The sequence below is a fragment of the Paenibacillus sp. FSL R10-2199 genome, assembly GCF_038000235.1.
Taxonomy (GTDB): Bacteria; Bacillota; Bacilli; order Paenibacillales; family Paenibacillaceae; genus Paenibacillus_AQ; species Paenibacillus_AQ phytohabitans.
On sequence record NZ_JBBOBO010000001.1, the window covers coordinates 69,957 to 95,021 of the forward strand.

The following is a 25,065-nucleotide window of genomic DNA, read 5'->3' on the forward strand; positions in this document are numbered from 1 at the left end:
TCACTCCCCAACCCCTTGCTGTAATGACAAATTCCGCGTTTTCATCAACACAGCTTCCTGTAATGATGCTATCATGAAACAATCAACTCATTTATAGCGAATTTTGTAGATTGGGGTCGGCTTCATGATGAGGGGTATTCTAAGGTTCGTTTCTCGTAATATCTTCTTTCATATAGCGGTTGCCGTTGTTATCGGTCTGGCCATAAGCTATGCCATCGTGCCTGTAACGCCAGGCGCCCCCAAGCTTCGAAGCGAAGAAGGCGTTCTGGATCTAACGCAGGCTTCTATCCTTAAGACTCCGCTAAAGTTACAGGGAGAATGGGAGTTCTACTGGCAGGAGCTGCTCTCTCCAGAGGATATACGGAGCCGGATGGCAAGCGGGGAAACGGCTGACCGGTATATCAGCATCCCCAGCTCTTGGCTAGGCTACAAGCTTGATGGTCAAGAGCTGGAAGGGCAAGGCTATGCAACCTTTCGGCTGGTCACCCGGCTTAGGGGGCAGGACAGGAATGAGCGGCTTGCGCTGCGGCTGCCTACCATTTTTCATGCGTATAAATTATGGGTGAATGGAGAGCTGCTAGCAGAAGTTGGCGAGGTTGGTCAGGACAAGAGTAGCGTGACACCACGTCTGGCAACGAAGCTGGTGTTCTTCCAGCCCGGGAGCGATACCGTAGAGCTGGTTATACAAGTTGCAAACTTCCATCATAAGCGGGGCGGCATCACCACGTCTATAGAGCTGGGTGGCAGTAACGTATTAGCGGCCAAGACCACTCGGAAGGTTGCCGCAGAGATGTTCATAACCGCAAGCCTGCTGGTCATCGGCGTGTATCATCTGCTACTCTACATGCTGCGGCGCAAGGACAGGGCACCGCTTTATTTTGGACTGTTCACTGTGTTGTTCGGTATCCGGTCCCTGCTGGTCGGCGAGCTCATGTTCACACAATGGTTTCCCCGTTTTCCGTGGGAATTGCAGTTCAAGCTCGAGTATCTGATTCTATGTGTCAGTGGTTATATCATCACCATGTATTTTGAATGCATTTTCCCGAATTATGTGTCGCGGTGGTTTCGTCTGGGCAGCCGGATCATAACGAGCGCACTCTGTCTGGTTGTTGTACTGACCCCTGCAATTATATATTCAAGAATGTTACTGCTGATCGGTGTAATCGTTGTTCTTCACATGGTGTATCTGATGGTGGGTCTGGCTGAGGCGGCTGTGCGGCGTATGGAGGGGGCGCTGATCTTCCTGCTCGTGTCGATGGTTGCTCTGGTAACGGTGATCAACGATTTCCTGTATTTCAACGAATGGTCACTCATCGGTAATACCTCTCCGTTTGGGCTGCTCATATTCACGATCGCACAGATGATTCTGCTGTCTTCCAGATATACGCGGGCGGTAACGAACGAAGAGAGAATTGCACGTGAGCTGTACGAAGCCAATAACAAGCTGACTGAAATGAATTCCAATCTGGAGCAGCTCGTAATGGAGCGTACACATGCCCTATCCGCAGCCCACGAAGACCTCCGCATGTCGTATGAGCGGTTACTTCACTCCGAGCAAGGCAGGAAAAAGCTGCTTGCCTACATTACACATGATCTGCGTATGCCGCTGTCCAGCATGCTTGGTTATGTCGAGGCTGTGATCGACATGGTTAAGCCGGAACGCAATGAACAGTACCTGAAGTATATCCGGGATAACACGGTAAGGATTAACCGCATGATCGGGGAGTTGTCCTTCTTGTCCCATCTGGAGACGGGGCAGGTAGAATACCGTATGGAGCCGGTTCATGTGATTCATTTCCTGCGCGGTTTCTATGAACAATATGAGCTGGTAGTGTGTGACGCGGGGCTTAATTTCAACCTGGATACCGGACATACGGAGGATCTGGGAGCCTTCTTGCCTGTTGCCGGGATCGATACGCAAAGATTAACGCAGGCGCTATTTAATCTGGTGTCGAATGCGATGAAGTTCACCTCTAGCGGCGGGATGGTGCGTCTTGCTCTAACCTGGGATGAGGTGAAGGATACCCGCACTGCAATCATTAGCGTACAAGACTCTGGTACAGGCATCCCCCCTGAGCAGCTCGAGCAAATCTTCGACCGCAATTACAGGGTTGACCGGCCGGGTATGGACATGGGAGTAGAGGGCAGCGGCCTTGGGCTGGCGATTTGCAGGGAAATCGTACAAGCGCATGGCGGAACGGTCCGGGCGGAGAGCGACGGCAAGACGGGGTCGATATTCTATGTATCGCTGCCTTTGTATCCGGGAAGCAGGAAGGTGACAACATGATGGACACGTACAAAATTATGATCGTCGATGATGATCCCCATATCTGTGAGATTGTTCAGGCGTATTGCGAACGGGAAGGCTTCGTATCCTCGTCTAGCCATAGCGGGACAGAAGCCATGATGCTGCTTGCATCGTTTAATCCGGATCTGATTGTACTGGATGTCCTGCTGGCTAATGAGAACGGCATTGACTGGTGCAGGAACGCACGCAGCTACACGAATGCGCCGATTGTGTTTCTGAGCAGTCAGGAGGAGGACGAGGTGAAGATCAGCGCTTTATCTTATGGCGGCGACGATTACGTGACCAAGCCGTTCAGTCCGGGAGTCCTCATGGCCAAGATCAAGGCTCACCTTCGCAGAGTATCGACGGGCAGAAGGGAACAGCTGCTGGAATTACCGGGCTTGACACTGGATTTCTACGCACAGTCCGTTAACATGGGCAGTAAAACGATCTTTTTATCGAAGAAAGAGTTCAGTCTACTCTCCTATATGGCACAAAACGTTAATCAAGTCGTCACGGTCGATACGTTGTTTCATCTCATCTGGGGAATGAAGAGTCTGGAGGATACGAGAACGGTCGCCGTACACATCAGTAACTTACGCAAAAAAATCGAGGCTGATCCTGTCAATCCGGAGAGAATCCTTACGATTCGGGGGGCCGGATATATGCTGGTTGCCGGCAAGCGTTGAGTATAGCAATGTTCCCATAATAAAGGTTCAAGCATGAACTCTCGCTTGAACCTGTGGCATACTATTCAGAGCGCCCCCCGCCGCAGCTCATAGAAATACTGCACCATCGGATGCTTCAACCCCATCTTCTCCGTCATACCCAGAATCCGCTTTTTCCCGACTCTGCGATCCACCAGCGCAAGAATATTAAGTACCATGTCCCTGCTCTCCAGGCTCTCCTCAATAGGAGTAGTCAGGAACTTATTCGCGACCACGATGAAATTCGATTTAACGAGTGCAGCCTGCGCTGACATTAGCTCTTTGGCATGCTCTGTACTTAATCTGCTTCTGGCCATTACGATTAGGCGTTCCTCCGGCACAGGCCCTTTGGCAGCTTGTCTGACCGCTTCAATGTCGTCCTTACTGACAGGAATGCGGATTTCCGGATCATTCTTAATCTCCAGCTCTGTCTGATACCATCGGATCGTGTTCGTTTTATCGCCCATATTGAGCACATTCCTTCTGTCCACTGAGATGTAACAGATTCCCGATTTATCAGGCAGATAACGGTAACCCGGCGCGCGGTATTCTACCGTTCCCTCTAACGCAGGACTGAGAAAGCCCTCCAGCTGCTGCTTCAATTTGCTCCAGGACATGTAATCCCTCCATATGAAAAAAAAGGACTGGCCTGCTGGCTCCGGGTTCCCCCTCCCCATCATCCGGTCCTCAGTCTCATGTCTATTCTATTTCTACTAGGATCAGCGAATCAGTATGTCGAGTTTAGCAATGACATCTGAAAGAATGCTCAGTGGTACTTTACAGATGAACGCTGCCTGCCTGGATTGCCAATCGAGACTCTTTACTTGATCTGCAAGGATAACCCCTTCAATGGGCATATCCTGCGGTATGACTACTTCAAACGGGTAGCCCTTTGGTTTAGAAGTTACCAGACAGAGCAAGGAAACTCCGACTTTACCATTATAAGAAGCAGGAGACACGACCAAGGCCGGGCGTTTGCCTGCCTGTTCAGTCTGCTTGCGGGTTGAACTGCAGCCATATCAAGTCACCCCGATCCGGTACATACCCGCCCGTTACCATACTTCCCGTCCTTGCTGCTCGCCTGTAGAGACCTCATTATGGAGATTTTCCGGGGTGACCCGGGACAGGATTTCGTCCAGTGTGGCCGACTTCGGCTTGATGATAAGATGTCCATCTTCCACATCAAGATCGACTTCGGAGCCTTCCTCAATACCGACCTTTAGAGCAAGGGATTTCGGAATGCGAATGCCCAAGCTGTTGCCCCATTTCTGAACCTGAAACATAGAACCGCCTCCTAGAACGTATAAACAAAGTGATTCAAGAAGCCAAATCATGTCGAGGATATATAAAACAGAGGAATGACCTGCTGGCTCCGGGCTTGTCCCTTCCCCTCATCCGATCCTCAGTCTTTCACGTCAATTCTTTTTTCCACCCGGAATTCTAGAATCCCGGCCGTCTAATTCCCAAGCTCGTCCGCCCCGTCCTGCTCCCTGCTCCCAAACTCATCCAGCAGCGCACGCACTTCACGGGTAGACTTGGTGTTCATTAAGTTATTTCTAAGCTCACTCGCTCCGCGGAAGCCGCGGACATAAATCTTGAAGAACCGCTGGAGCGGACTGAATGAACGTGGCTTCTGTCCCGAATACTCATCATAGAGATCCAGATGCAGCCGCAGCAGATCAAGTAGCTCCGCACTGCTGTGTTCCTTCGGCTCCTGCTCGAACGCAAACGGATTCTGAAAAATCCCGCGCCCGATCATAATCCCGTCCACACCGTACTCTTCAGCGAGCCTCAGGCCGGTCTGACGGTCGGGGATATCCCCGTTAATGGTCAGCAGTGTATGCGGTGCGATCTCATCACGAAGCTTCTTAATCTCCGGAATCAGCTCCCAGTGGGCATCCACCTTGCTCATTTCCTCCCGGGTGCGCAGATGAATCGACAGATTCACAATGTCCTGCTGCAGGATATGGGTTAACCAGCCGCGCCATTCGTCCAGATCTGTGAACCCGAGTCTTGTCTTCACACTGACGGGCAGTCCCCCGGCTTTGGCCGCCTGGATAATCTCCGCTGCGAGCCCGGGACGGCAGATCAGACCGCTTCCCTTCCCGTTCTCGGCTACATTCGCTACAGGACAACCCATATTTATATCGATGCCCTTGAAGCCTTCCTCAGCCATGCCGATGCTCATCTGCCGGAAGTATTCCGGCTTATCACCCCAGATATGAGCGACAATCGGCTGTTCATCCTCAGTATAAGTCAGACGCCCGCGCACCGCATGGTGCCCCTCCGGGTGACAATAGCTCTCTGAATTCGCAAACTCCGTGAAGAAGACATCCGGTCTGCCCGCTTCACTTACGACATGGCGAAACACAACATCCGTCACATCCTCCATGGGTGCCAGTATGAAAAAAGGGCGTGGTAGTTCACGCCAGAAATTATTCATCATATTAAAAACCTCTCTATAAATAGCAAGATATTAAAGCAAATTATATCATAATCCCGGAGGAAACATACTTACCCAATTAATTCATGTAAGACGGAACAGCTCGCATATGGTAAAATAAAGCAGAATTTACTTTCCAGGTGAATGTAACTTCAAGCGATCAAGAAGGAGAATGAATATGAGAATATGCAGTGACAACGCTCCGTGCAAAGTCTGAACCGGACGAAACTGCACGGAGCGGACTACAGCTCGTCCGTTCGGCTTTGCACTTTCATTGAATCGTTAAGAATTCATTGAAAGAGGAGCAGAGTCATGATAACAAAATTCAAAATGAACCTCAGGGAGCTTCGTACTTTCCTGATTTTATGGATTACACAGTCATTCTCGGCACTGGGCAGTGCAATGACCGCCTTTGCCCTGGTGATCTGGTCTTATCAGCAGAATGGATCGGCTCTAACCAGCTCTCTGTTGGTTATCTGTTCCTACGCACCTTATGTCCTGCTCAGTATCTTCGCAGGTGCACTGAGCGACCGGTGGAACAAGAAGGCTACGATGCTGATCAGTGACAGCTTTGCGGCACTTTGTACCGTCACGGTCCTTATACTGATGACAATGGGTAAACTCCAGATCTGGCATCTGTATCTGATCAATACCTTGACTGGCGTGATGAACACTGTACAGCAGCCGGCGTCGGATGTAACCATTAGCCTGCTGGCTCCGCAGCAACACTATCAGAAGGTTAGCGGAATGCGTTCCTTTTCCAATTCGCTGGTTACCATATTGACGCCTATACTCGCTACTTCAATACTTTCCTTCACCAGTATCCGGGTTGTGATCCTGTTTGATCTGATTACCTTTGCCACAGCGTTCACGGCATTGCTATGCTTTGTCCATATCCCGCAGGTTCCTAAGCGGAGCAGCACCGGTAGCGAGACGATATTGCAATCGGCTTCAAGCGGCCTGCGGTATCTCAGGGATAACCGTGGCATTCTGGATTTGATCCTTTTTTTGGCCTTGATCAATTTCACCGCCTCCATTTTCAATGCTGCCCTGCCCGCAATGATGCTCTCACGGACGGGTGGCGGAGAGCTGGCGCTGGGGATGGTCAACACCGTTACAGGGATAGCCCTGATGCTTGGGAGTATTTCGGTAGCTATCCTGCCGCCGCCCAGAAGCCGGGTCCGGGTCATTTGTAATTGCCTGCTTTTTTCCATGAGCACCGAGAATTTCTTCCTTGCCTTTGGCAGAAGCACGCCTATATGGTGTTTGGGTGCAATCCTCGGATGGATATTCATTCCTGTTATGAACGCTAATATGGATGTGCTGTTCCGCTCCACAATTCCAATTGAGATGCAGGGGCGTGTCTATTCGGCAAGGAATACCTTGCAGTTTTTCACCATTCCATTGGGATATCTGTGCGGCGGTATATTGGTAGACAGGGTGTTTGAACCCTTTATGGCAGGGCAGCCGCTAGGCAGCCTGTGGGTGACACTGGTCGGGACAGGCAAAGGCTCCGGAGCAGCTTTGCTATTCCTGGTAATCGGAATTACCGGTGCATTATCTTGTCTGCCGTTCCGGGCGGACAAACATATCTGGAGGTTGGAGGAATAGCTTCTCCTCCCCCAACTTACCCCAACTGCAATTAGCACAGGGCGGCTCTGCGGCTGCCCTGTGCTTTTTCAGTTTGCGGCTACATCCCAAATGCGAATTAACATAAATGTTTCCAATTATTCATAATTCACCCTAATTCAGATGAATACGTTAACATTCGGATCGTATGCTATAAAGTCTGACCTCACTGAAATCACTAAGAGGAGGAAAATGGATGTCGTTCGGGTTCCGGAAGTTGGGTGTATGGTTTGCAGCTTTGGTATTGCTGGCAGGTGCTTATGCGTATCCGGGTTATGAAGTGAAGGCTGAAGGTTCAGCAGGCTATTATCACACCTCAGGCAACAAAATCGTGGATTCCACCGGGAATCCGGCCGTATTCAACGGACTGAACTGGTTTGGCTTCGAAACCGCGAACTACTCTCCGCATGGGCTGTGGTCCCGTTCCATGGATGATGTGCTCGACCAGATCAAGACGGAAGGCTATAACCTGATCCGGTTGCCCTACTGCAACCAGATGTTCGATGCAGGCTCTGCAGCCAATAGTATCGATTATGCCAAGAATCCTGATCTGGCCGGCCTTACGCCGGTGCAGATTATGGATAAACTGATTGAGAAAGCCGGGAACCGCGGCATCCGGATCTTCCTTGACCGGCACCGGCCGGACTCCGGCGGACAATCGGCACTGTGGTATACTGCGGCCTATCCCGAAACCCGCTGGATCAGTGACTGGGTGATGCTGGCCCAGCGCTATGCAGATAATCCTACCGTCATTGGAGCCGACCTGCATAACGAACCGCATGGTACGGCAAGCTGGGGAACAGGTAATCCTGCCACAGACTGGCGGCTGGCCAGTCAACGGGCAGGCAATGCGATTCTCGCCGCGAATCCGAACTGGCTCATTATTGTCGAAGGCATTGAGACCAACGTTCAGGGCAACTCCAGCAGCTATTGGTGGGGCGGTAATCTGACAGGCGTGCGTAATTACCCGGTCACGCTTACTGTGCCGGACCGGGTGGTCTATTCCCCGCATGATTATGGTCCCGGCGTTGCCTCACAGACCTGGTTCAGTGCTGCCGACTTCCCCAATAATCTGCCGAAGCTGTGGGATGATACCTGGGGATACATCAGCAAGGAACAAATTGCCCCGGTTCTTGCCGGAGAATTCGGCGGGCGCAGCGTAGATACCCTATCGGCGGAAGGGAAATGGCAGCATGCGCTCGTAAGCTACATCGGCCAGAACAATCTCTACTGGACGTACTGGAGTCTGAATCCCAATAGCGGAGATACCGGAGGTCTGCTGCTGGATGACTGGACCTCCTGGAATGCGCCGAAGCAGGCTATGCTGGACCTTATTATGAAGCCGGTCACCTTTACCCCTATTGGTGATCCTGGCGGACCCGGTGAAGGCCCCGGATCTGGCGACCCTCATGCCACACTGCTCTACCGTGCCGGTGAGACGGGGACGGCCGTGGGCTCAATCCGGGCGAGTCTACAGCTGAAGAACGAGTCCGGTAGCTCTATTCCGCTGAATGAGCTTACGATACGTTATTGGTACAACAGAGATGGGAATGCTGCACAGACCCTAGAATTTGATTACGCGGTCATCGGCAAAGAAAAATTGCTGACGCAAATCGTCCCCTTGGCTACACCGCGAACAGGTGCAGATACTTATGCGGAGATCGGGTTCACGGCAGGTGCTGGCTCACTCGCAGCTTCCGGCACAACCGGAGATATTCAGTTCCGCATTCACAACACGAATTGGGCGAATCTCAACCAGGCTAATGACTACTCATTCCAGCCCGCCATCATCAGCTACGCCGCGAATGACCGTATCACGATTTATCATCAAGGCCAGCTGATCTACGGAATTGAACCTTAAATGTCTGAATTGACCATAGCTGGTGAGCTGTCTAATGGTTACGCTTAATGTGCAGGAGCACGTTAAGGGAGGATGAAAGAGATGTATGCGCACCATAGACAGACGCTGGAGAAGCTGGTGGAGAAGCAGGCGAAGGACCCTTCCTGCCTGGCAGTAATCACCAGCGGTTCGGTAGCCCAGGGAACCGCCAAGGAGACCTCGGATGTGGATGTTCACCTGGTATTCACCGATGAAGCCTATGAAGAGTATGACCGGAAGAATAAGCTGTCCTACGTGGACCGGGAAGTCAGTACCTATGAAGGCGGATACGCCGATATCAAGGTGATCAACCTCCGGTTCCTGGAGCTTGCCGCGGGGCGGGGTAACGAGCCGACGAGGTATGCTTTTACCGGTTCAAGCGTTCTATTCTCCAGAATCCCGGAGCTGGGTGAACTGGTTGCCCGAATTCCGCTCTATCCTGAAGAACACCGAGACCGTAATCTGCGGGACTTTTGCGCCCAGATCTTCCTGTATGCTTTTTATTTCGCCAAAGAAGCGGCCCGGAAGAACGACGCCTACCTGCTCGCTCACACGGCCAGCAACCTGGTCTTCTTCAGCGGGAGAATGATCCTGGCTTATAACCGGATGCTCTTTCCAAGCCACAAGGGGCTGCTGGATGCCGTTGAGGCTGCAGAAGCTAAGCCGAAGGACTTCCGTAAGCTCGCTGCAGAGCTGCTGCAGTCGCCCGGCGCAGATAAGAGTATGCGCTTCGCTGCGAAGATGCTGGCTTTCTATAATCACGGCCTTACCTTCGAGCAGGCGCTGGGCATTTATGTGCTGAGCAACGAGCGCTCCTGGATAGAGCAGCCTCCTTCCTTGCAGGACCGTTAACAACAAACAGCGACTCTCCGATGATGGAGAATCGCTGTTTTGACGTTTGGGCCAGGGGCAGATTGCTTCTTCATAGATAAACCCGGTGCTGCTGCGCCTCGGCCATGATCAGGGATTGCAGGTGTACCCGTTCCCATGTAGCTTCCAGCTGCTCCGCCCTTTGCCCGCTCATGATTTCTGCGAAAGCCTCCAGCTGATTGACATAATAGTTCATCGGCGCGAATTCACACAGGGTGCTGCGGTTGTCTGGCAGATCATGCCGTATTTTGATTTTGTAGAAGCCTTTGACCGGCCGGAAGAAATCCGGGACCGTCAGCACTGTCTGCGCGAAATGCAGGGTATGCGAAGCCCGGAAGGGCAGCTCGAAGGAAGTCAGACATTCAGCTTCCAGACCGTTCTCATATTGCAGCGCCGCCTGAAAGGTCCAATCACAGCCCTCCGGCCCGTCAAAAGCAGACTTCGCCCTGATTTCACTGGGCTGAAGACCGACAAAGGTCTGCAGGAACTGCAGCCAATAGCAGCCCAGATCGGCAAAAGCGCCTCCGCCCTTCGCCTTGACACTGCGGTAATTCCCGGCATATCTGTCCTTGGCAGGCACGGATATTCTTGTACTGATCTTATAGAGCGGGCCGAATTGCCCGGAGTCGACTATGGATTTGAGTGCCTGCTGCCAGGGGTGGAAGGCAATCATCATACCTTCGGCGAGCTTCGGAGCAGCGGAGCTTTCTTTTAGCAGCCGTAACCGTTCAGCTTCTTCGGGATGCAGGCACATCGGCTTCTCTACCAATACATGCTTCCCCGCCTCCAATGCCCGGACTGCCCATTCTGCATGAAGGTCATTGCTGAGTGCAATATATACCCCCTCCAGATCGCCAAGCTCCAGCAGCTCATCCAGACTGCCCGCAACATAAGGAATATGGTAAGCCTCTGCCAGTTTCACTGCCTTTTCCAATGTCCGGTTGGCAATTGCGGTTATCCGCACCTTCTCCACAACCTGCGCTGGCTCCAGCATGGCAGGTACAGCAATATTCGAGGCACCCAGGATACCGAGCCTATAGGCAGGCTGATCACACCCGTTCTTCATACATGCGTCAGGGCAGCATAGGTATTCAGGTACAGCACATTGCATTTGGAGCAGGCCGGCGACAAGCCTTCATCCAGAATCCGCCGCAGCCTGTCGTAGCGGGCTGAATTCCATATTTCCGTCAGCGGTTGCTCTTTCACATTGCCAATGGCCAGCTCGCCAAAAAATTTGCAGGCACTCACCATCCCGTTCGGAGCAATATCCACCCGGGTACTGAGCGCCAGACATTTCGATGTACTGCGGGAGAGCATCGGCTTGCCGGCCACAAAATCCTCGATTTCATCAAAGTCGAGTCCCGGCTGGTAACGGATTCGGGTATTATGCCAGGTGTTGCTGTTGATCCGTTTCAGGTCTTCGGTCAGCCTTGTGACATTCTCCGGTTTGATATGGTATTTGAAGGCATGCCAGCTGCTCCGGTGATCCGGCGGAAGCTCCGCCAGCCACTGGAAGTGTTCATCGTAGAAGCGGTCCATTTCAAGGCTCGTGTCCGCAGAGATATACCACGGGAAGCAGAGCAGTACCAGATCGACGCCCTTGTGCTCAAAAAACTCCACCAGCTCATACAATCGGCCGATCATATTGTCGTTAATCACATTGTGCACAGAGATCCGGCCGCGGAAGCGGCCTTGCCTGCGCAGCTCGAGCAGCCGTTCGACGCTCTCGATCACCTTCTGAAAGGAGCCTTTGCCGCGCAGCAAATCATGCTCCGCCTCGAACCCCTCGATCGGAATCAGCAGCTCCAGGTTGTCAGAGATTGCACACAGCTCCTCTTCATACTTAGGAATCAGATAGGCATTGGTACAGATCGTGGTGTCCCGGGGATGCTCTTGCAGGAGCTCCAGAATCTGCTTGGTATTCCGGTGAAACAGCGGCTCGCCGCCCCATAAATACAGGCGGGACTGCGCTTCATCCGTCTCCTCCAGCAGCCTCCGGATCATCTCCACATCCATATCGAGGTTCTGCTCGGCGGTGTCCATATCATGATGATAGCCGGATTCATTCCATTGGTAGCAATGCTTGCAGCGGAGATTACAGCGGTTAGTCAGCTTCAGGGACATAATCTCCGGCATAACGGTTTTGAACCCTGGATCTAGCTTGCGTTCCCTGTGCGGGACCACCACATTCTTAATCGTACGTTTCAGGGCCTCAAAGGACTTGGCATCCAGGCTCACTCTACTGGTAGGCTGCATTAGCTTCTCCCTTCTGCTGCGGATAGCTGCTCCGCATAGCTTGCCGCATAATCCGGGTACCGGCCCTTGGCTGACTGGAGGTTGTCCGCCAGCTTCCGCAGTGCCTCACGGTCAAAGCCCATCTCGGCCCAATCCCCGTAACGGATGCCGTAACCCAGCTCCACCCACAGATCGCTGTTAATCTTCTCATGCGGGCCGAAGGGGTCCAGCAGCACCAGCGGTGTGCCCGAAGCCAGGGAATCAATCAAGGCCCCTCCACCCGGTTTGCTGATGACTGCGGATGCCTGCCGGATGACGCCATACATCCCGTCCTGGTAGTTACGGCAGGGCGGATAGTGGTCCGGCTGGCTGACGGTTACTTCTGCAAAAGGCGGGAAGGTATACTGCCCGCTGCTGTCACGCTTCCAGGTCCGCCACTCCGGATCGTTCATATAATAACGTCTTCCATGGACGGCCTCTCCAATCTCCTGAGGACTGTATGAGGCTATATCCAGTTCATACCCTGCCGACTCCAGGCTATCAAACTTCTCACGGAAGGTGCCAATTCCCCAGCCGCCGCCATGAACAACCAGTCTCCCGTTCCTGGCCGCAGCGGGCAGCCCCTCCGCGGGTCCGGCATCTATGCTGCATAGAATCTCCCTTGCCGCAGGGTCATACATACTTACTTCGCGGTAGCCTTCCGCGTAACCGGGATTCAGCCTGCGGAGATTCTTCCATGACGGCGAGAGGTCGGCATCAATATAGAGCAGGTCAGCCTCCACAGGAAAGCCGGCCAGTTCACGGTACCTGTCCATGACATGCACCCAATGCCCGGATAATACAATGAAGCGCTGCCGTTCTTCCTGCTTCCATTGCTGTAATAAATGTTCCACGGCCGCAGCATCCAGGCTGCCCCGGATATCACCGGGTATTTTCTGCGAGGTCAAGGCTACGGCAAAGCTCTGCTGGTACGCTTTGCGGCTGTTGTCTGTCTGCTGTTTTTTGCTGTCGGACATGAGTGTTTCAAAGACCTCAATCTCCGCCTGGATGCCAAGTGCGGTAAGTCTCCGTTCCATCAGCAGGCCGGGGACATAGAAGCCCAGACCAAAACCAGAGCATAGAATCGTCACGGTGTTATTCATTGGAGGGTCCCTTTCTTTATCGCAGTATAGTGTAACCCGAGCGCAGAAGCGATTCGTCGAGCTTGGAGGTGAGTCTGTGCTTGCTGTCTTCATCCCGGTAAGCGAGTGCTGCATACAGCTTGCCCTTAGTGGAGCCGGCAGACCGGGACGGGTCAGGAGGCTGAAGTGTGCCCGAAGCCAAAGGAATCACGCCTTCCCCCGCTCCCAGCGAAAATAATATGCCTTCCCGCTCAAGCCGCCCCAGCAGATCTGCATAATGAACCTCGCCCATGGTTGCCAGCGGCACCTGTAACAGGCAGGTATGCATTCCCTCCTGCTTAAGCTGGCGGTCTACATTATGCTTGATCAGACTCATCGACTTCCGGGCATTGATCTCGACCAGAGGCGCGAGGCCTCCGTCACGCAGCAGCATGGAATCCACGCATACATCACCGAAGTAACCGTCTGCATACAGCTCCCGCCCAATGCTGTGCATGATCTCCCAATAGTCTTCCCGGTCCAGCCTTTCGAGCAGAGCCGGCTCCGGGGAGTGGGACTCTCCGAAGGCAAAGCCATGGTTGACCAGCTGCTGAACGGACAATATCGAGATCCGGCCTTCCGGATCAATGTGAAATTGGCAGGAGAAGTCGGTCTCCCGGTCCAGCAGCGGCTCGAGCACAAACTTTATTCGTTTGTCCTGGTTCCGGCTGGATTCCAGGTACCCGGCAATCCGGCGCAATATCCGCTCAGAGTCCACGAGCTGATTGCCTTTGCCGGATACACCATACTCATCCTTGATCAGAAAAGCCCCCTCCTCCAGCAGCGCTTGTCCGGATTGCAGCAGCTCTTCCGCGCTATGGACAACAACAGCGATATTCGGCAGCAGCAGCCTGTCCCGCATAGCAGCAGAGTAGGTTTTGGTGTTCACTTTGCGCACAGTCTGTTCATCCGGGAGAGCGGGCTGAAGCTTATACCGCTTAACCGCCTCATGCGTTCCGGGAAGCACGGCAAAGGGCTCAAGCCATGCTCCTTCCGGTATTAACCTGTCCGGCTCCTGCCCGGGGTTCAGCCTGCCCAGCAGCTCGAATACATTCATTGCATTCAGTGCGTTCTGTGCTGTGCCAGGTGCCTCCACGCCCAGGGTTAATGGATTCATATTGGTCTTGAATGAATAATTGAGAGATTGCAGATAGTCATATTGAGCCTTGTCCATCCCATGGCGGGTTAATAGAATATCTCCGCTCCCGCAGAAGACAAACAGCAGTTCATCCATGGCCTGCACGATAGCCAGAGCCTTCGCATCAGGAACGGATGGCAGCGCAGCCAGGTCTTCCTCCCGCCAGTACCGTTCCGACTCCAGGCTGCCGCAGTGTACAGCGTGCTTCATCGTACAGCAAGCTCGGCGACATACGCGGAGAAGCGGTCCACCGATTTCAAATGCTCAAGATCAAAGGTATCAAAGTCTACTTCGACATCGAATTCGTCTTCGATTCTCAGAATAAAGTTGATGATTTGCAGCGAATCCAGTGCGGCGTCCAGCGTCAGATCGGAAGCTCCGCTCAGCGTCTGACGCAGGCCCGGCTCCTCCTTGATTTCCGCGATAATCTCAATAACCTTTTGCTGCATGTGTATACCCCTTTCAGTAGGCATGATAGGAATGAATAGGATGAATATACCAAATAGCAGACTGTTAATATATGGTTGAATACGCCAAAATATTCAGATATACTAGGATGGATTCCAGATGTCTATCTTAAGGAAGCAGGAAACGGAGGTTTGTGTTATGGAAGTTTTTCCGGTCTTTACTGGGGAATATCTATTTGACTCCTGTTCGCCGGTACAAATGCTCCTGACTCAGGAAACGGTCACTTCCGTACGTCATCAGCACGATTTTGTAGAGCTCGCCTATGTGGTTCAGGGGGAAGGCATCCACCAAGCGGATGAGGATAAAATGCAGGTTATGCAAGGGGATTTGTTAGTTATACCGCCCGGGGTTTCCCATGTCTTCCAGCCGCAGGATCTGACCGGTGCAGAGCCGCTCCTCATCTACAATTGTATGCTCAGGCCTGAGCTTGGCAGGATGCTCAGGAGGCTGCCGGAACCCTTTTCTGAAGAAGAGATGTTCCCGCTCCTGGAGCTTCTGGAGGTCAAGCAATGGTTCGGCTATAGGGAGAGCAGCATGGAGCTGGCCTTATTGCTCCGCCGTATGCATGAGATGCAGAGCTGCGGCTCACTTGGGGACGAACAGCAGCTATACCCGTTGCTGTTCGAACTGGCAGACCTCATAATGCCCGCAGTCGCCCTTCCGTTCGCTCAGGAGCCCGAAATAGACTATGATCCGCTGCATGACGTCATTCTGTATATGATCAGTCATTTCAGAGAGAAAATCACACTGAAGGAGATGAGCCGCCAGATTGCGGTGAGCTCCCGCCAGTTTCAGAGATTATTCAAAATTAAGACCGGCAGGTCCTATATCCAGATGCTCCAGGAAATCCGCATGAAATATAGCTGCCTCCTGCTGATGTTCACAGAGCTTGGGATACAGTCCATTGCCCTGGAGGTCGGAATTTATGACATGAAATATTTCTACCGGCTATTTCGTGAATATAGCGGTATGACTCCTGCCTCTTATCGAAACCGGTTGCAGAGTCACTTTTTGTCGGCGAAGGAGATGATGAGCAGTGCTGAACATTGCTCCCATTAAGAGTACGCCCTATCCTACTCTGCGCAGCTGTATTGATGACTGTATCCAGTCTGTTGCAGAGTGGCAGGGCAAGGACAGCAAGTGCATGTACGGCAATGCCTGGCAGATGTCCTTTGCAGAACAGCAGTCCCCGGATCAGCCGCTCATTGAGCGATTAGTGCTGCCACGGATCAGTACAGAATCCCTGACTGCGTATCATGGCCTTCTATTCAATTATATTGAACGGAAGGGTCCGGCGATGGATAAGGACTTTATGCTTGACCTTCTGGAGAGCCGGCTGTCTTCGGGAATGCCGGTTCTGGTCGGCTTCGATTCTTATGACTGCCCCTGGTGTGTGGCCTTCCGCAGGCTGCATACCAGCCATGCCTGTCTCGCGGTTGGACTGGACCGGCCCGGCAACATCATCTATCTGACGGATGCCTACTATGGCAAAGAGCTTGAAGCAATAGATTTCGATATCCTCGAGCAAGCCTGCCATTTCTATGCCATCTTTGAGCTCTGTGATACTTCGCGTTCATACACAGATTGGCAGACAACACTTCATGAAATGCTGACGAATCCAGCCAATCAGGTTCAGCCCGGCGAGGTTGCTGCTAACCTCAGATTCTATGCCGGGACCTATCTGCATACAGGGATTCCCGCCGATCATTCTGCCGAAGCCGGTTCCCGCTTCAAGCTGTACGCCAACGCCCTGCCCATCAGCCAGATCCGGTTCAGCCAGTTCCTGCAGCTGCTTAACCGCGAGGCCTCTGTACCTGCACTCTCCCGGGCCGCCGAGGGCTACCGTCATGCAGGAGAGCAGTGGGATCTGATTAATCAATTCATGATCAAGGTGATGTGTTCCGGCAATAAGCCGGCCGGTCGGCAGAAGATTCACAGAAGAATGTGTGAAGTCATCAGCCTGGAAGAGCAGCTGCTGGAGGAATTGGTACAATTGACGATGCAGGCTGGACGGGCCCGGTAAGTTCGTCAGCAAGGATTATTGATTCTCTATGATGAAGCATAAGTACAAAAAAGAAGCCCCCAGGACTTGCAGTTTCCTGGGGTCTTCTTTTCATTTTGGGGGAAATAGGTTGAAATTGGTGGATTTCCACATTAATATTATGTCAAATCTGTCTCCCGCCATCTGTATCACCTTTACCTGCCCTCACCAACCAAGCCACCTACAAATCACTTGCTTTTTGACAACAGCTGGCTCTATCCTCTCTGGAAAGTGTAATAGAATAGAAGAAGTATAATAAACTCAGATGCCAGCTCAGTATGAGTTTATCATCATCACATCATGAAGGAGGAGGCATTCGTGGCATTTATTCCGTTAAACTGTCCCAATTGCAGCGGAAGAATTGATTACAAGGAAGGTATGATTCTCAAGTGTCCCTATTGCCATACAGAGCTTCTATTGAAGCAAAATCATGTCTACTATGTGGATCAGACCATTAACCATTATCACGGGACAGTTCCTGAGGCCACGGCCACGCCAAAGCCGTCCGTCTCTGTCTCCATCCCCCTAAGGCTGATACTTATCCTGTTGCTCGTCATATCAGGCGCCATTGGTACTTATTTCTATTACGGCTTAGACTCTCCTCAGCACATAACAGAAGCCAATCTGTCTGTGCGGAAGATGCCCGAAAGCGAGGTCCTGCTCTCCTTTTTGCGGGAGATCTTGGATAAAGGCTCTGCGATGCCGACAGAAGAGGAATTGGCCCGTCTGCGCTATTTAACCGTAGATCATTCGGAGAATGACCAGTGGCGTTTCACCTACAGCCTCTCCGATCCCTTCAGCAATGAGCGGGCCGAGAAGATCACTTATGTTACCCAGGACAAAAGACTGAATACCCAGCGGATCGATCAGCGGGATTTCGAAGCCTTTAAGGGGCTGACGGCACTGAACCTGATGGATACCTACGAAATCTCCCAGGCGGACCAAACAACGCTTGCCCATATGGCCGGATTAAAAAGCTATGGCGGTGCCTTTAACGAATCCTTCAGCAAATTTTCCCGCTACTTTGGCGATAAGTCTAAAATTACGGAGCTAACCACCCAGCTTCGCAGCAATCAGGAATTGGCGATGTTGCTGGAATTCCCCAATCTAAGCTCTCTGGCCATTACCTATGTGGATGAGTCTGTGACGGATTTTCATTTATTGAATAAGCTGCCGCTGAAGTCCCTGTCGCTTACCTTTGTCGATGAACTGGGGTGGTTATCGTCCATGACCGGGCTGTCATCCCTGGCCATCCATCACAGTGAAGCCACAGACCTGCAGCCGCTGTACGCCTTAACCCAGCTTCAGGAGCTTCACCTTTCTTATCTGACCAATGTAAAGTCCATCGACTTTGTGCAAAACATGCCTGCTCTGCAAACGCTTGACACGGAAAATTTGAATTTTTCTAATCTGAAGCCTCTGGCCGGAAAGACTTCCATTACCACACTCCGCCTGGCTTCCTTAAGCCAGCTTAGCTCGGTAGCGGCCGTGAACAGCCTGCCCTCTTTGCGGGAGTTCACGTTGTCCGGGTACTACGAGAAGGCAGAAGCACTGACATTGCCGGGCGTAAGACGGGTCGAAATACCCGGCGACTTTCTCCCCGGACTGAAAGCGCCTGCCGTAACCGCCCTGACGATCCGGGGCGGAACTGCGGAGCTCGATATGGCCGCTCTGGGGAAATTCCCGGAGCTTGCGCAGCTTTCTCTCTGGGACATCGACGAAATGGTCCAGCTTGACGCCCTGAACGACTTGACCCGCCTGAAGACACTAAGCATCTACGATTCGTCGCTGTATAAGGAGAGCGATGCCTTATTTCGTTTGAAGCAGGTGAACACGCTGGTGTGCTCGGAATGCCGTCTGGATTTCGGCCAAAAGGCTGGCGCGGCGAACAGCGTGCTTGAGCATTTGACCTTAGACCGGCCCTCTTTTAGCATGAACAATAACTCCGTCAGTGAAGTTGACCAGGTGCTTCCTTATTTCGCCAACCTGTCCGCTCTGCGTTCCTTCACCCTGCAAGACAGCAATTTGGCTTCTCTGGAATTCATGAGCAACTGGCAGGCCATAGAAGAGCTTCATCTGGAGAACAATGCCATTTCCAATATAGAAACCTTAAGCCGCTTGCCTAATCTGCAAAAGGTATTTCTGGCCGGCAATTCCGTGTTGAACAAATCCGTGCTTGGTGCGGGCGTGCTCGTGTATTAATTCCATTACTATCCAATATACGTAAATAGACCGCTAACCGCCAGAGGTTTGCGGTCTATTTTCTATTTATTGAAGAGCAGCACTTATAGGCAATGGATATAAACTAAATAGAAACTATATATTTCATTTATAAGCTGTGCATCGCTATACTGGATTTCAAAGGAGGGGAAGCACATGACTCACTCGACTTCCAATAACCAATGGCAGGCGGACACGTATGATCACAAACTGGACTTTGTCTCCAAAATGGGCGGTGACGTCCTCTCGCTGCTACAGCCTCAGCCCGGTGAACGGGTGCTGGATATCGGCTGCGGGACGGCCGACCTGACGGCTAAGATCGCGGCAGCCGGAGCGGTGACGGTAGGCATCGATCTGTCGCCTGAGATGATCGCACGCGGCCGCGGCAAGTACCCGCACCTGAGTCTGAGCGCCCAGAATGCGTACACTTACCGGGCAGCCCAACCCTTCGATGCGGTGTTCTCTAACGCAGCATTGCACTGGATGAAGGACGCGCACGCGGTCGCGGTGACTGTGGCAAGCGCACTAAGGGATGGCGGGCGATTCGTCGCCGAGTTCGGCGGCTATCGCAACGTCGCCGCTCTCGTGAATGCGACCGAGAGCGCACTGACCGCGCATGGCTATGACCCGCAAGGACGTAATCCGTGGTACTTCCCTACCATCAGCCAATATGCGGCAGTACTGGAGGAGCATGGCTTCCTCGTTACGCTGGCCCAGCATTTTGAACGGCCTACACCCTTGCATGGTGAGAGCGGAGTCCATGATTGGCTGGACATGATGGCCGATGACTTCTTCTACGATGTCAGCGCGGAGCACAAGGTAGCGATCTATCAAGCAGTAGAAGAACAACTGCGGCCGGAGCATTACCAGCAGGGCCAGTGGATCGCAGACTACCGGCGGCTGCGCATCTGCGCGGTGAAGCAGGCCAACTGAAATCAGACGAAAATCACCCAATTTTAACTTAGGCGAATTCCCTCAGATTGCGGCTCCCCGCGCATCTTTCATCTATAATAGATCGCCGACTCCGAGTTCCAGCAATCGGCGATCCAGCACTATTCATTGTACTGTATTGCCATCTACATCGAACTTCTCCATGTATTTTTCAAGGAATACACGTGTAATGATTTCACGACAACCGTTCCACCGGATGCATAAAAGCTCATCCCGCTGCTAGTGGAATCCGGTAGGATGATGTCCGAAAAGACCACTGCCCCGTCGTTGCCAAATAGCTCCAAAGAAGACTCATCCACAAGGATATGCATACGGACGACACCGTTGACGGGTTGCACAACCGCCTCATGCAACGTCGTAAAATTGGAAGCAAAATCCGTTCTGCCGGAAGCGGATCGATCGATGAACATCTTGTTATCGGTACTCCGATAGCCGACGACCGTCTTCTGTCCTCCGCCTTCCCGCAATCGGAATCCGAATTCGGTAGCCGCTCCAGAATTGGGGAGCTGGAGTTCCACGACAATTTCGTATGCATTTCCATTGACCGTTCCAAGGATATTGCCGGATTGCGGTGTTACCGAAACATTGTTAACTGAAAAATCGGTTCCACGCAATGAACTCAGTTCGCTTATCGGATTCTGCGCAAGGATGACGTTCCCGTTCACGGTCTTTAACGACAGCTCGCGGGGAATTGTCAATTGCCCTTTCCAACCTTCGGTCGGGAAGCTAAATGGATAATCCCAATTTGACATCCATCCCATCGTAATGCGCCGGTTATCTGGTGTGTTGTAGAACGACATCCCAGCGTAATTCTCTTTCCCGAAGTCGGTAAGCAACACTTTGCCCGGAAGGTTGTCATTTACGAATTTTCCATCCGCCGTTACCTGACCAATGAAATATTCCGCCGACGAACCTTGCGTATTCGGGTTGCCGCCGGTACTGATCATCAGCACCCATTTTTTATTGTTTGCATTCCCGTCCACCGCAAGTTGGAACAAATCCGGGCACTCCCACACCCCGCCGCGTATATATTGGCTATATCCGAAATTGTCGGTCCACGTCCAATGAAGCAGATCAGTCGATGTAAAAAAGCGAATGTGATCCCCGCCGGATACCACCATAATCCATCGGTTATTGACGTCGTCACGCACGACTTTCGGATCGCGGAAATCCCAACTGCCGTTAATGCCGCCCGGGTTAGGCACTATGGCGTCATCCCCGTAATATACCCACGTGCGTCCCTTGTCTTTGCTATACGCAGCCCCGATCTTCTGATTGCCGTTCGGCTTATTCGGATTGAATGAAGTATAATAGGCAATCAAACCTTTACCGCCTGAGTCCCCGAACAACCCTGAAGCGTTGGTTAAATCAGCAACCGTGGACCCCGACCAAATATGCCCCAAGTGGTTCCATTTCAACGCAAGCGGCATCTGCTTCCAATGTAAAAGGTCGGTGCTGATGGCATGAGCCCATTGGCCTCCATCCTGGTGGAACAGATGATATTCACCTTCAAAATACACCAGTCCGTTCGGATCGCTGGCCCATCCTCGCGTGTCCGTAAAATGGTATTGCGGTCGGTACAGCTCAGTATAATAATTGCTGTATGGGGTAAGATACACATCTTGAAAATATGCGGCCCCATTCTTCACCGTCATTCCGGCGTATCCGCTCAAAAAGTCGGCATCTTGTGCTACGATCTTCTCCGCCGAATACCCATCGACATAAACCGTAAGGTTCGAACCTATCGCCGTTATTTCAATATGGTGTTTGTTCCCAGTCTTCAAAGGAATGCCGGATTTCGATTGGATTACCGTTTCGGTGTCCCCGTGTTTTTTGAGTAATGTGACGGTATGATCGCTCGGCCGTATTCGAAGAATATATCCGTTCGTACCATCCCTGTCAGAACGGAACATCAACCCTGCGACCGCTTGCGGCGTTAAGGAGTCCACCGTCACGTCACCCTCAAACACGAAATCGCTTGTCACACTGTCGGCGATACAAGTCGCTTCTGCGTTCGCAGATCCGACGCCCTTAACTATGTTCTGATTCAGCGTCCACTCGCCCCTTGACATACAACTTTTCAGATTACTAGTTCCCCAGCCGCTTAGGTTCGTGTACACGGGTGGAGTTGTTGCGGTTGCGGTTGCGGTTGCGGTTGCGGTTGCGGTTGCCGGTTGCGGTTGCGGTTGCGGTTGCGGTTGCGGTTGCGGTTGCGGTTGCGGTTGCAATTGGAGTTGCAGTTGGCGTTGGCGTTGAAGTTGGAGTTGCAGTTGGCGTTGCAGTTGGCGTTGCAGTTGGCGTTGTCGAATCCGGTGTCATTATGATGTTCTGGAACAACATCGAGCTGTTCCAAACTTGAACACCTAAGTAACCTCCGGTGTAAGCGTTGTCATTTATGCTAATCAAAGGTGTAGCACTGCTCCCCCAGTATACCTGGAGCGCTGATCCAACAGCTCTCACTTTCAGATGATAGGTTGTGTTAGCCGCAAGCGAAACGCTGTACACGCCCAACTCACGATCTCCGTTCGCATCCTTCAAGCGAATCCGGCCGCCTACCGGATCGATCTGCAGCATATAAGAGCCCCAGCCGCTGTTATTGGAGCGGAATACCAATGCGCCACTCCCTTGGAATTGGCGAATGGTCACATCAGTTTCATAAGTAAAATCGTTGGCAGTCGTTGTCGATAGCGCAAAGAAATTACCGCCAGACGTGAGCAGCTTCCCGTCTGCACTGTTCGTTAATGTCCCCGCATCCCCCGAAGTCACCCAGCCGCTTAAGTTCGTGTTCACCCCAGTACCATCGGCTGTTGCTCTTGTAGCGTTACCTGTCCATAAAATCGGTATGGCAAGCATCATCGCGAGTATGAGCTTTACCCCATAAAACATTCGATTCTTCAACAACAGTCATCCACTCCCATTCATCGGATTGTGAAAATGATAATAAATAAACTCAACTTTCACACCTAGAAAATCAGCATAACCATATCGAAGAGGTGTTTTCTCTACGATAGAACAAAAGCAGTCATTCAATTAACTACCAAAAGAAATCAAACCGGTATTTATGGAACTCCATGTCCTCAATCACTAAGATGGTAACGCTTTCAATAAAAAATTCAGGTTCACTTATACCTTTTTATTTCGCATTGTCTTTACCCTGTTGTTTAACCAGAAGGCCTGGCTCCGATTGTTGGAGAGCAGCGAACGTGAGTCCTTCCATGGTAAGGATACGGTATCTTCATATGCATCTTGACTCTTTCGAGTCTTTTGTGACGACGCGACAGGATTCACTTCATGTTACGGCCTGCCGGTTTGCTCGCCCTTCCTGTAGAAGGTACTTTTGCACAGGGCTTCAACCTTAGGATCTCTCCACCAGTTGCGTGCCAGCTACGAGGCGATTTGCTCCTACCTCGGCCGGACTTTCACCGGCTAGTTGTGCCTAGCTTGGCTAGGTGCGCAATTGATCAAAACCCTTCCGCCAACAAGCATGCTGTAAACGAATTGATTTTCTCGATTCCCCCCCATTCTGGATTGCCTTTGCCCATTACGATATCATCCTATCAAATGAAAGAGCCGATTAAATTCAATATTCTCTGTTTATACTTTTAAATTTTATAATCCACTTGTACGTTACCTCACCTCAGAACTAACCAACCCTATTCTTGAATTGTTCTTTATGGCTTGTGCGATAATCAATTTCCAGGAAAGGATTTGAAGTGCCAGTGCATCTGAGGCATCGTAGAAAGGGATACCGGGAAAAGAAAAGCCGGGCGATAATCAGGGGAATGCCTGAAGATTGCCCGGCTTATAGGTAAACATTAAGTGATCAGAGGTCAGTTTATGTGGGGGTTACAGCAGAGGGATTCGTCCTCTCCCCTGCATCTATTTATCGGCTTTATCACATCTTTATTCATTTTTTAGATTAGAGGGTTACAACATCCCTCACCAACCAAGCCACACTTTCCACATGCACCGTATGCGGGAACATATTATCCTGGGATGTGATCTGTAGCATTCCGCAGAAACCTTGATTTGACGGGCTTTTCCCAATGGACTTCCGTTCTGGAAGGCTGATTTCCGCATGTTTCTGTTGATGTTTTACATCAATTTTACATCAATTTATTAAATGACTGGTCTCATCGCTACCACAATAACAAGAGTATCTATTCATATTCGTTCATATTGGAGGTAGCTAACTATTACGTAAGGATGGTTAGACTAAAAAGGGGGACGGACAATTATTCGCATTATTTTGTTAACTCCTCCCTAGCTTTACTAATGGAGCATCGGATCCTCACTTATTATCTTTCGTAGCCTTCACTAGGCCTCTATTATCAATAATGGTTAATTTTTGCGTAGTTCCTTTGCAGCATTGAGGACCCACCATGCGATACCCCGCTTTACAAAGTCGGTTTCATTCATTAAGCCTTCCTCGTGAATAAAATCATCCACTTTATCGCGAATCTGGTATTGAAGCCTTTCGAAAGCGACTTTCCCCACTTTTATTCCAAGCTCCCTACCCGTGCTCTCCAGTTTGTTCCGATCCGCAATCGACGTGAACAGTTCTGGGAAGATCATAATCTCCATGCGATGCACATAAAACAATGGTCTCCCATTTATAAATGAGAACCTGTCCATATGTTCGATCAGTCCGATCTCAGCCGCTTTATTAACTGCGCGAAAGTCGAATCCTTCCTTCTTACGAAGCAGTAACAATTGACGGACTTTTTCTCGTGTATTCGTATCTTGTAGATATGTTACAAAATCTCCTTTAAAGACTCTAGCTGTACCTTCAGCCGAAATAGCATTAGCTTCTGTTTCTGTCCAATAAGCATCGAAATGCGATATTTCGGCAGAGAGGTCCCATGCATGAATATCTTGATGCAGCCGCTGTAAGGTTTGAGTAGCCAATGGCTCGATGTGAGCATATTGTGGGTTAGACATATCTTGCTTAAGTAGCTGGTATGCTCGGCGTAATAAGCTGTTATTATCGATTGGGGTAGGCATGCAGTCAAACCTCCATGTTAAATATCTTCTTGT

The 25,065-nt window shown here is 51.4% G+C and carries 21 protein-coding genes; 9 read left to right on the plus strand and 12 right to left on the minus strand.

The window, feature by feature from the left end:
• Positions 1–124 precede the first annotated feature (124 nt).
• Together NYE33_RS00290 and NYE33_RS00295 are read left to right on the plus strand one after the other, a co-directional pair.
• Positions 125–2,287 carry a sensor histidine kinase gene (locus NYE33_RS00290; RefSeq protein ID WP_341064328.1) on the plus strand — a complete coding sequence of 721 codons (2,163 nt, stop codon included), beginning with the start codon at positions 125–127 and terminating at the stop codon, positions 2,285–2,287.
• Entirely contained in the window at positions 2,284–2,976 is a 693-nt protein-coding gene (locus NYE33_RS00295) for a response regulator transcription factor (RefSeq protein ID WP_341064329.1), read from the plus strand. The genes NYE33_RS00290 and NYE33_RS00295 overlap by 4 nt, the downstream gene beginning before the upstream one ends.
• A 65-nt stretch (positions 2,977–3,041) precedes the next feature.
• Here the strand turns inward: NYE33_RS00295 and NYE33_RS00300 are convergent, their stop codons facing one another.
• The 4 genes from NYE33_RS00300 to NYE33_RS00315 all read right to left on the minus strand — a co-directional run bounded on the left by NYE33_RS00300 (position 3,042) and on the right by NYE33_RS00315 (position 5,440).
• Positions 3,042–3,611, minus strand: coding sequence for an SF0329 family protein (locus NYE33_RS00300; protein ID WP_341064331.1), 570 nt, complete (start codon positions 3,609–3,611; stop codon positions 3,042–3,044).
• Between the two features lie 102 nt (positions 3,612–3,713).
• Positions 3,714–3,953: a type II toxin-antitoxin system PemK/MazF family toxin gene (locus tag NYE33_RS00305; RefSeq protein ID WP_336103328.1), complete on the minus strand. Its 240-nt coding sequence runs from the start codon at positions 3,951–3,953 to the stop codon at positions 3,714–3,716.
• Between the two features lie 93 nt (positions 3,954–4,046).
• Positions 4,047–4,277: an AbrB/MazE/SpoVT family DNA-binding domain-containing protein gene (locus NYE33_RS00310; RefSeq protein WP_336103323.1), complete on the minus strand. Its 231-nt coding sequence runs from the start codon at positions 4,275–4,277 to the stop codon at positions 4,047–4,049.
• 173 nt (positions 4,278–4,450) lie between these two features.
• The gene (locus NYE33_RS00315) at positions 4,451–5,440 is read right to left on the minus strand and encodes a tRNA dihydrouridine synthase (protein ID WP_341064334.1); all 990 of its coding nucleotides are present in this window, start codon (positions 5,438–5,440) and stop codon (positions 4,451–4,453) included.
• A gap of 309 nt (positions 5,441–5,749) precedes the next feature.
• Between NYE33_RS00315 and NYE33_RS00320 the strand changes: the two genes are divergently transcribed.
• From NYE33_RS00320 to NYE33_RS00330, 3 genes are all read left to right on the plus strand, one after another.
• Complete coding sequence (locus NYE33_RS00320) at positions 5,750–7,048, plus strand: MFS transporter (RefSeq protein ID WP_341064337.1); 1,299 nt, start codon at positions 5,750–5,752, stop codon at positions 7,046–7,048.
• 214 nt (positions 7,049–7,262) lie between these two features.
• On the plus strand, positions 7,263–8,927 hold the full coding sequence (locus NYE33_RS00325; RefSeq protein WP_341064339.1) for a cellulase family glycosylhydrolase: 1,665 nt from the start codon (positions 7,263–7,265) through the stop codon (positions 8,925–8,927).
• 81 nt (positions 8,928–9,008) lie between these two features.
• Positions 9,009–9,797, plus strand: a complete 789-nt coding sequence (locus NYE33_RS00330; RefSeq protein ID WP_341064341.1) for a nucleotidyltransferase domain-containing protein — start codon at positions 9,009–9,011, stop codon at positions 9,795–9,797.
• Between the two features lie 70 nt (positions 9,798–9,867).
• Here NYE33_RS00330 and NYE33_RS00335 read toward each other — a convergent pair whose 3' ends face one another.
• The 5 genes from NYE33_RS00335 to NYE33_RS00355 are packed head-to-tail and all read right to left on the minus strand — an operon-like array spanning position 9,868 to position 14,797.
• Entirely contained in the window at positions 9,868–10,881 is a 1,014-nt protein-coding gene (locus NYE33_RS00335) for a Gfo/Idh/MocA family protein (RefSeq protein WP_340948035.1), read from the minus strand.
• Positions 10,878–12,071, minus strand: coding sequence for a radical SAM/SPASM domain-containing protein (locus NYE33_RS00340; protein WP_042133462.1), 1,194 nt, complete (start codon positions 12,069–12,071; stop codon positions 10,878–10,880). The genes NYE33_RS00335 and NYE33_RS00340 overlap by 4 nt, the downstream gene beginning before the upstream one ends.
• Positions 12,071–13,192, minus strand: a complete 1,122-nt coding sequence (locus NYE33_RS00345; RefSeq protein ID WP_341064342.1) for a UDP-glucuronosyltransferase — start codon at positions 13,190–13,192, stop codon at positions 12,071–12,073. The genes NYE33_RS00340 and NYE33_RS00345 overlap by 1 nt, the downstream gene beginning before the upstream one ends.
• Before the next feature lie 16 nt (positions 13,193–13,208).
• Positions 13,209–14,558 (minus strand): hypothetical protein, encoded by a 1,350-nt coding sequence (locus NYE33_RS00350; protein WP_341064344.1) that lies wholly within the window; start codon positions 14,556–14,558, stop codon positions 13,209–13,211.
• Positions 14,555–14,797 (minus strand): acyl carrier protein, encoded by a 243-nt coding sequence (locus tag NYE33_RS00355; protein WP_171719891.1) that lies wholly within the window; start codon positions 14,795–14,797, stop codon positions 14,555–14,557. The genes NYE33_RS00350 and NYE33_RS00355 overlap by 4 nt, the downstream gene beginning before the upstream one ends.
• Before the next feature lie 157 nt (positions 14,798–14,954).
• On the opposite strand from NYE33_RS00355, the gene NYE33_RS00360 reads away from it, so the two are divergent.
• From NYE33_RS00360 to NYE33_RS00375, 4 genes are all read left to right on the plus strand, one after another.
• A complete protein-coding gene (locus NYE33_RS00360) occupies positions 14,955–15,875 on the plus strand; it encodes an AraC family transcriptional regulator (RefSeq protein WP_341064346.1) in 921 nt (306 codons plus the stop codon).
• Positions 15,853–16,839: a hypothetical protein gene (locus NYE33_RS00365; protein WP_341064348.1), complete on the plus strand. Its 987-nt coding sequence runs from the start codon at positions 15,853–15,855 to the stop codon at positions 16,837–16,839. Before NYE33_RS00360 ends, NYE33_RS00365 begins: the two co-directional genes overlap by 23 nt.
• A 336-nt stretch (positions 16,840–17,175) precedes the next feature.
• The gene (locus NYE33_RS00370) at positions 17,176–19,059 is read left to right on the plus strand and encodes a leucine-rich repeat domain-containing protein (RefSeq protein WP_341064350.1); all 1,884 of its coding nucleotides are present in this window, start codon (positions 17,176–17,178) and stop codon (positions 19,057–19,059) included.
• A gap of 174 nt (positions 19,060–19,233) precedes the next feature.
• Positions 19,234–20,010 carry a class I SAM-dependent methyltransferase gene (locus NYE33_RS00375; protein WP_336103312.1) on the plus strand — a complete coding sequence of 259 codons (777 nt, stop codon included), beginning with the start codon at positions 19,234–19,236 and terminating at the stop codon, positions 20,008–20,010.
• Between the two features lie 143 nt (positions 20,011–20,153).
• On the opposite strand, the gene NYE33_RS00380 is transcribed toward NYE33_RS00375, so the two are convergent.
• From NYE33_RS00380 to NYE33_RS00390, 3 genes are all read right to left on the minus strand, one after another.
• Positions 20,154–22,100, minus strand: coding sequence for a glycoside hydrolase family 32 protein (locus tag NYE33_RS00380; RefSeq protein WP_341064353.1), 1,947 nt, complete (start codon positions 22,098–22,100; stop codon positions 20,154–20,156).
• A 16-nt stretch (positions 22,101–22,116) separates the two neighbouring features.
• Positions 22,117–22,914: a hypothetical protein gene (locus tag NYE33_RS00385; RefSeq protein WP_341064355.1), complete on the minus strand. Its 798-nt coding sequence runs from the start codon at positions 22,912–22,914 to the stop codon at positions 22,117–22,119.
• Positions 22,915–24,369: 1,455 nt separating this feature from the next.
• Positions 24,370–25,032: a hypothetical protein gene (locus tag NYE33_RS00390; RefSeq protein ID WP_341064357.1), complete on the minus strand. Its 663-nt coding sequence runs from the start codon at positions 25,030–25,032 to the stop codon at positions 24,370–24,372.
• Positions 25,033–25,065 lie beyond the last annotated feature (33 nt).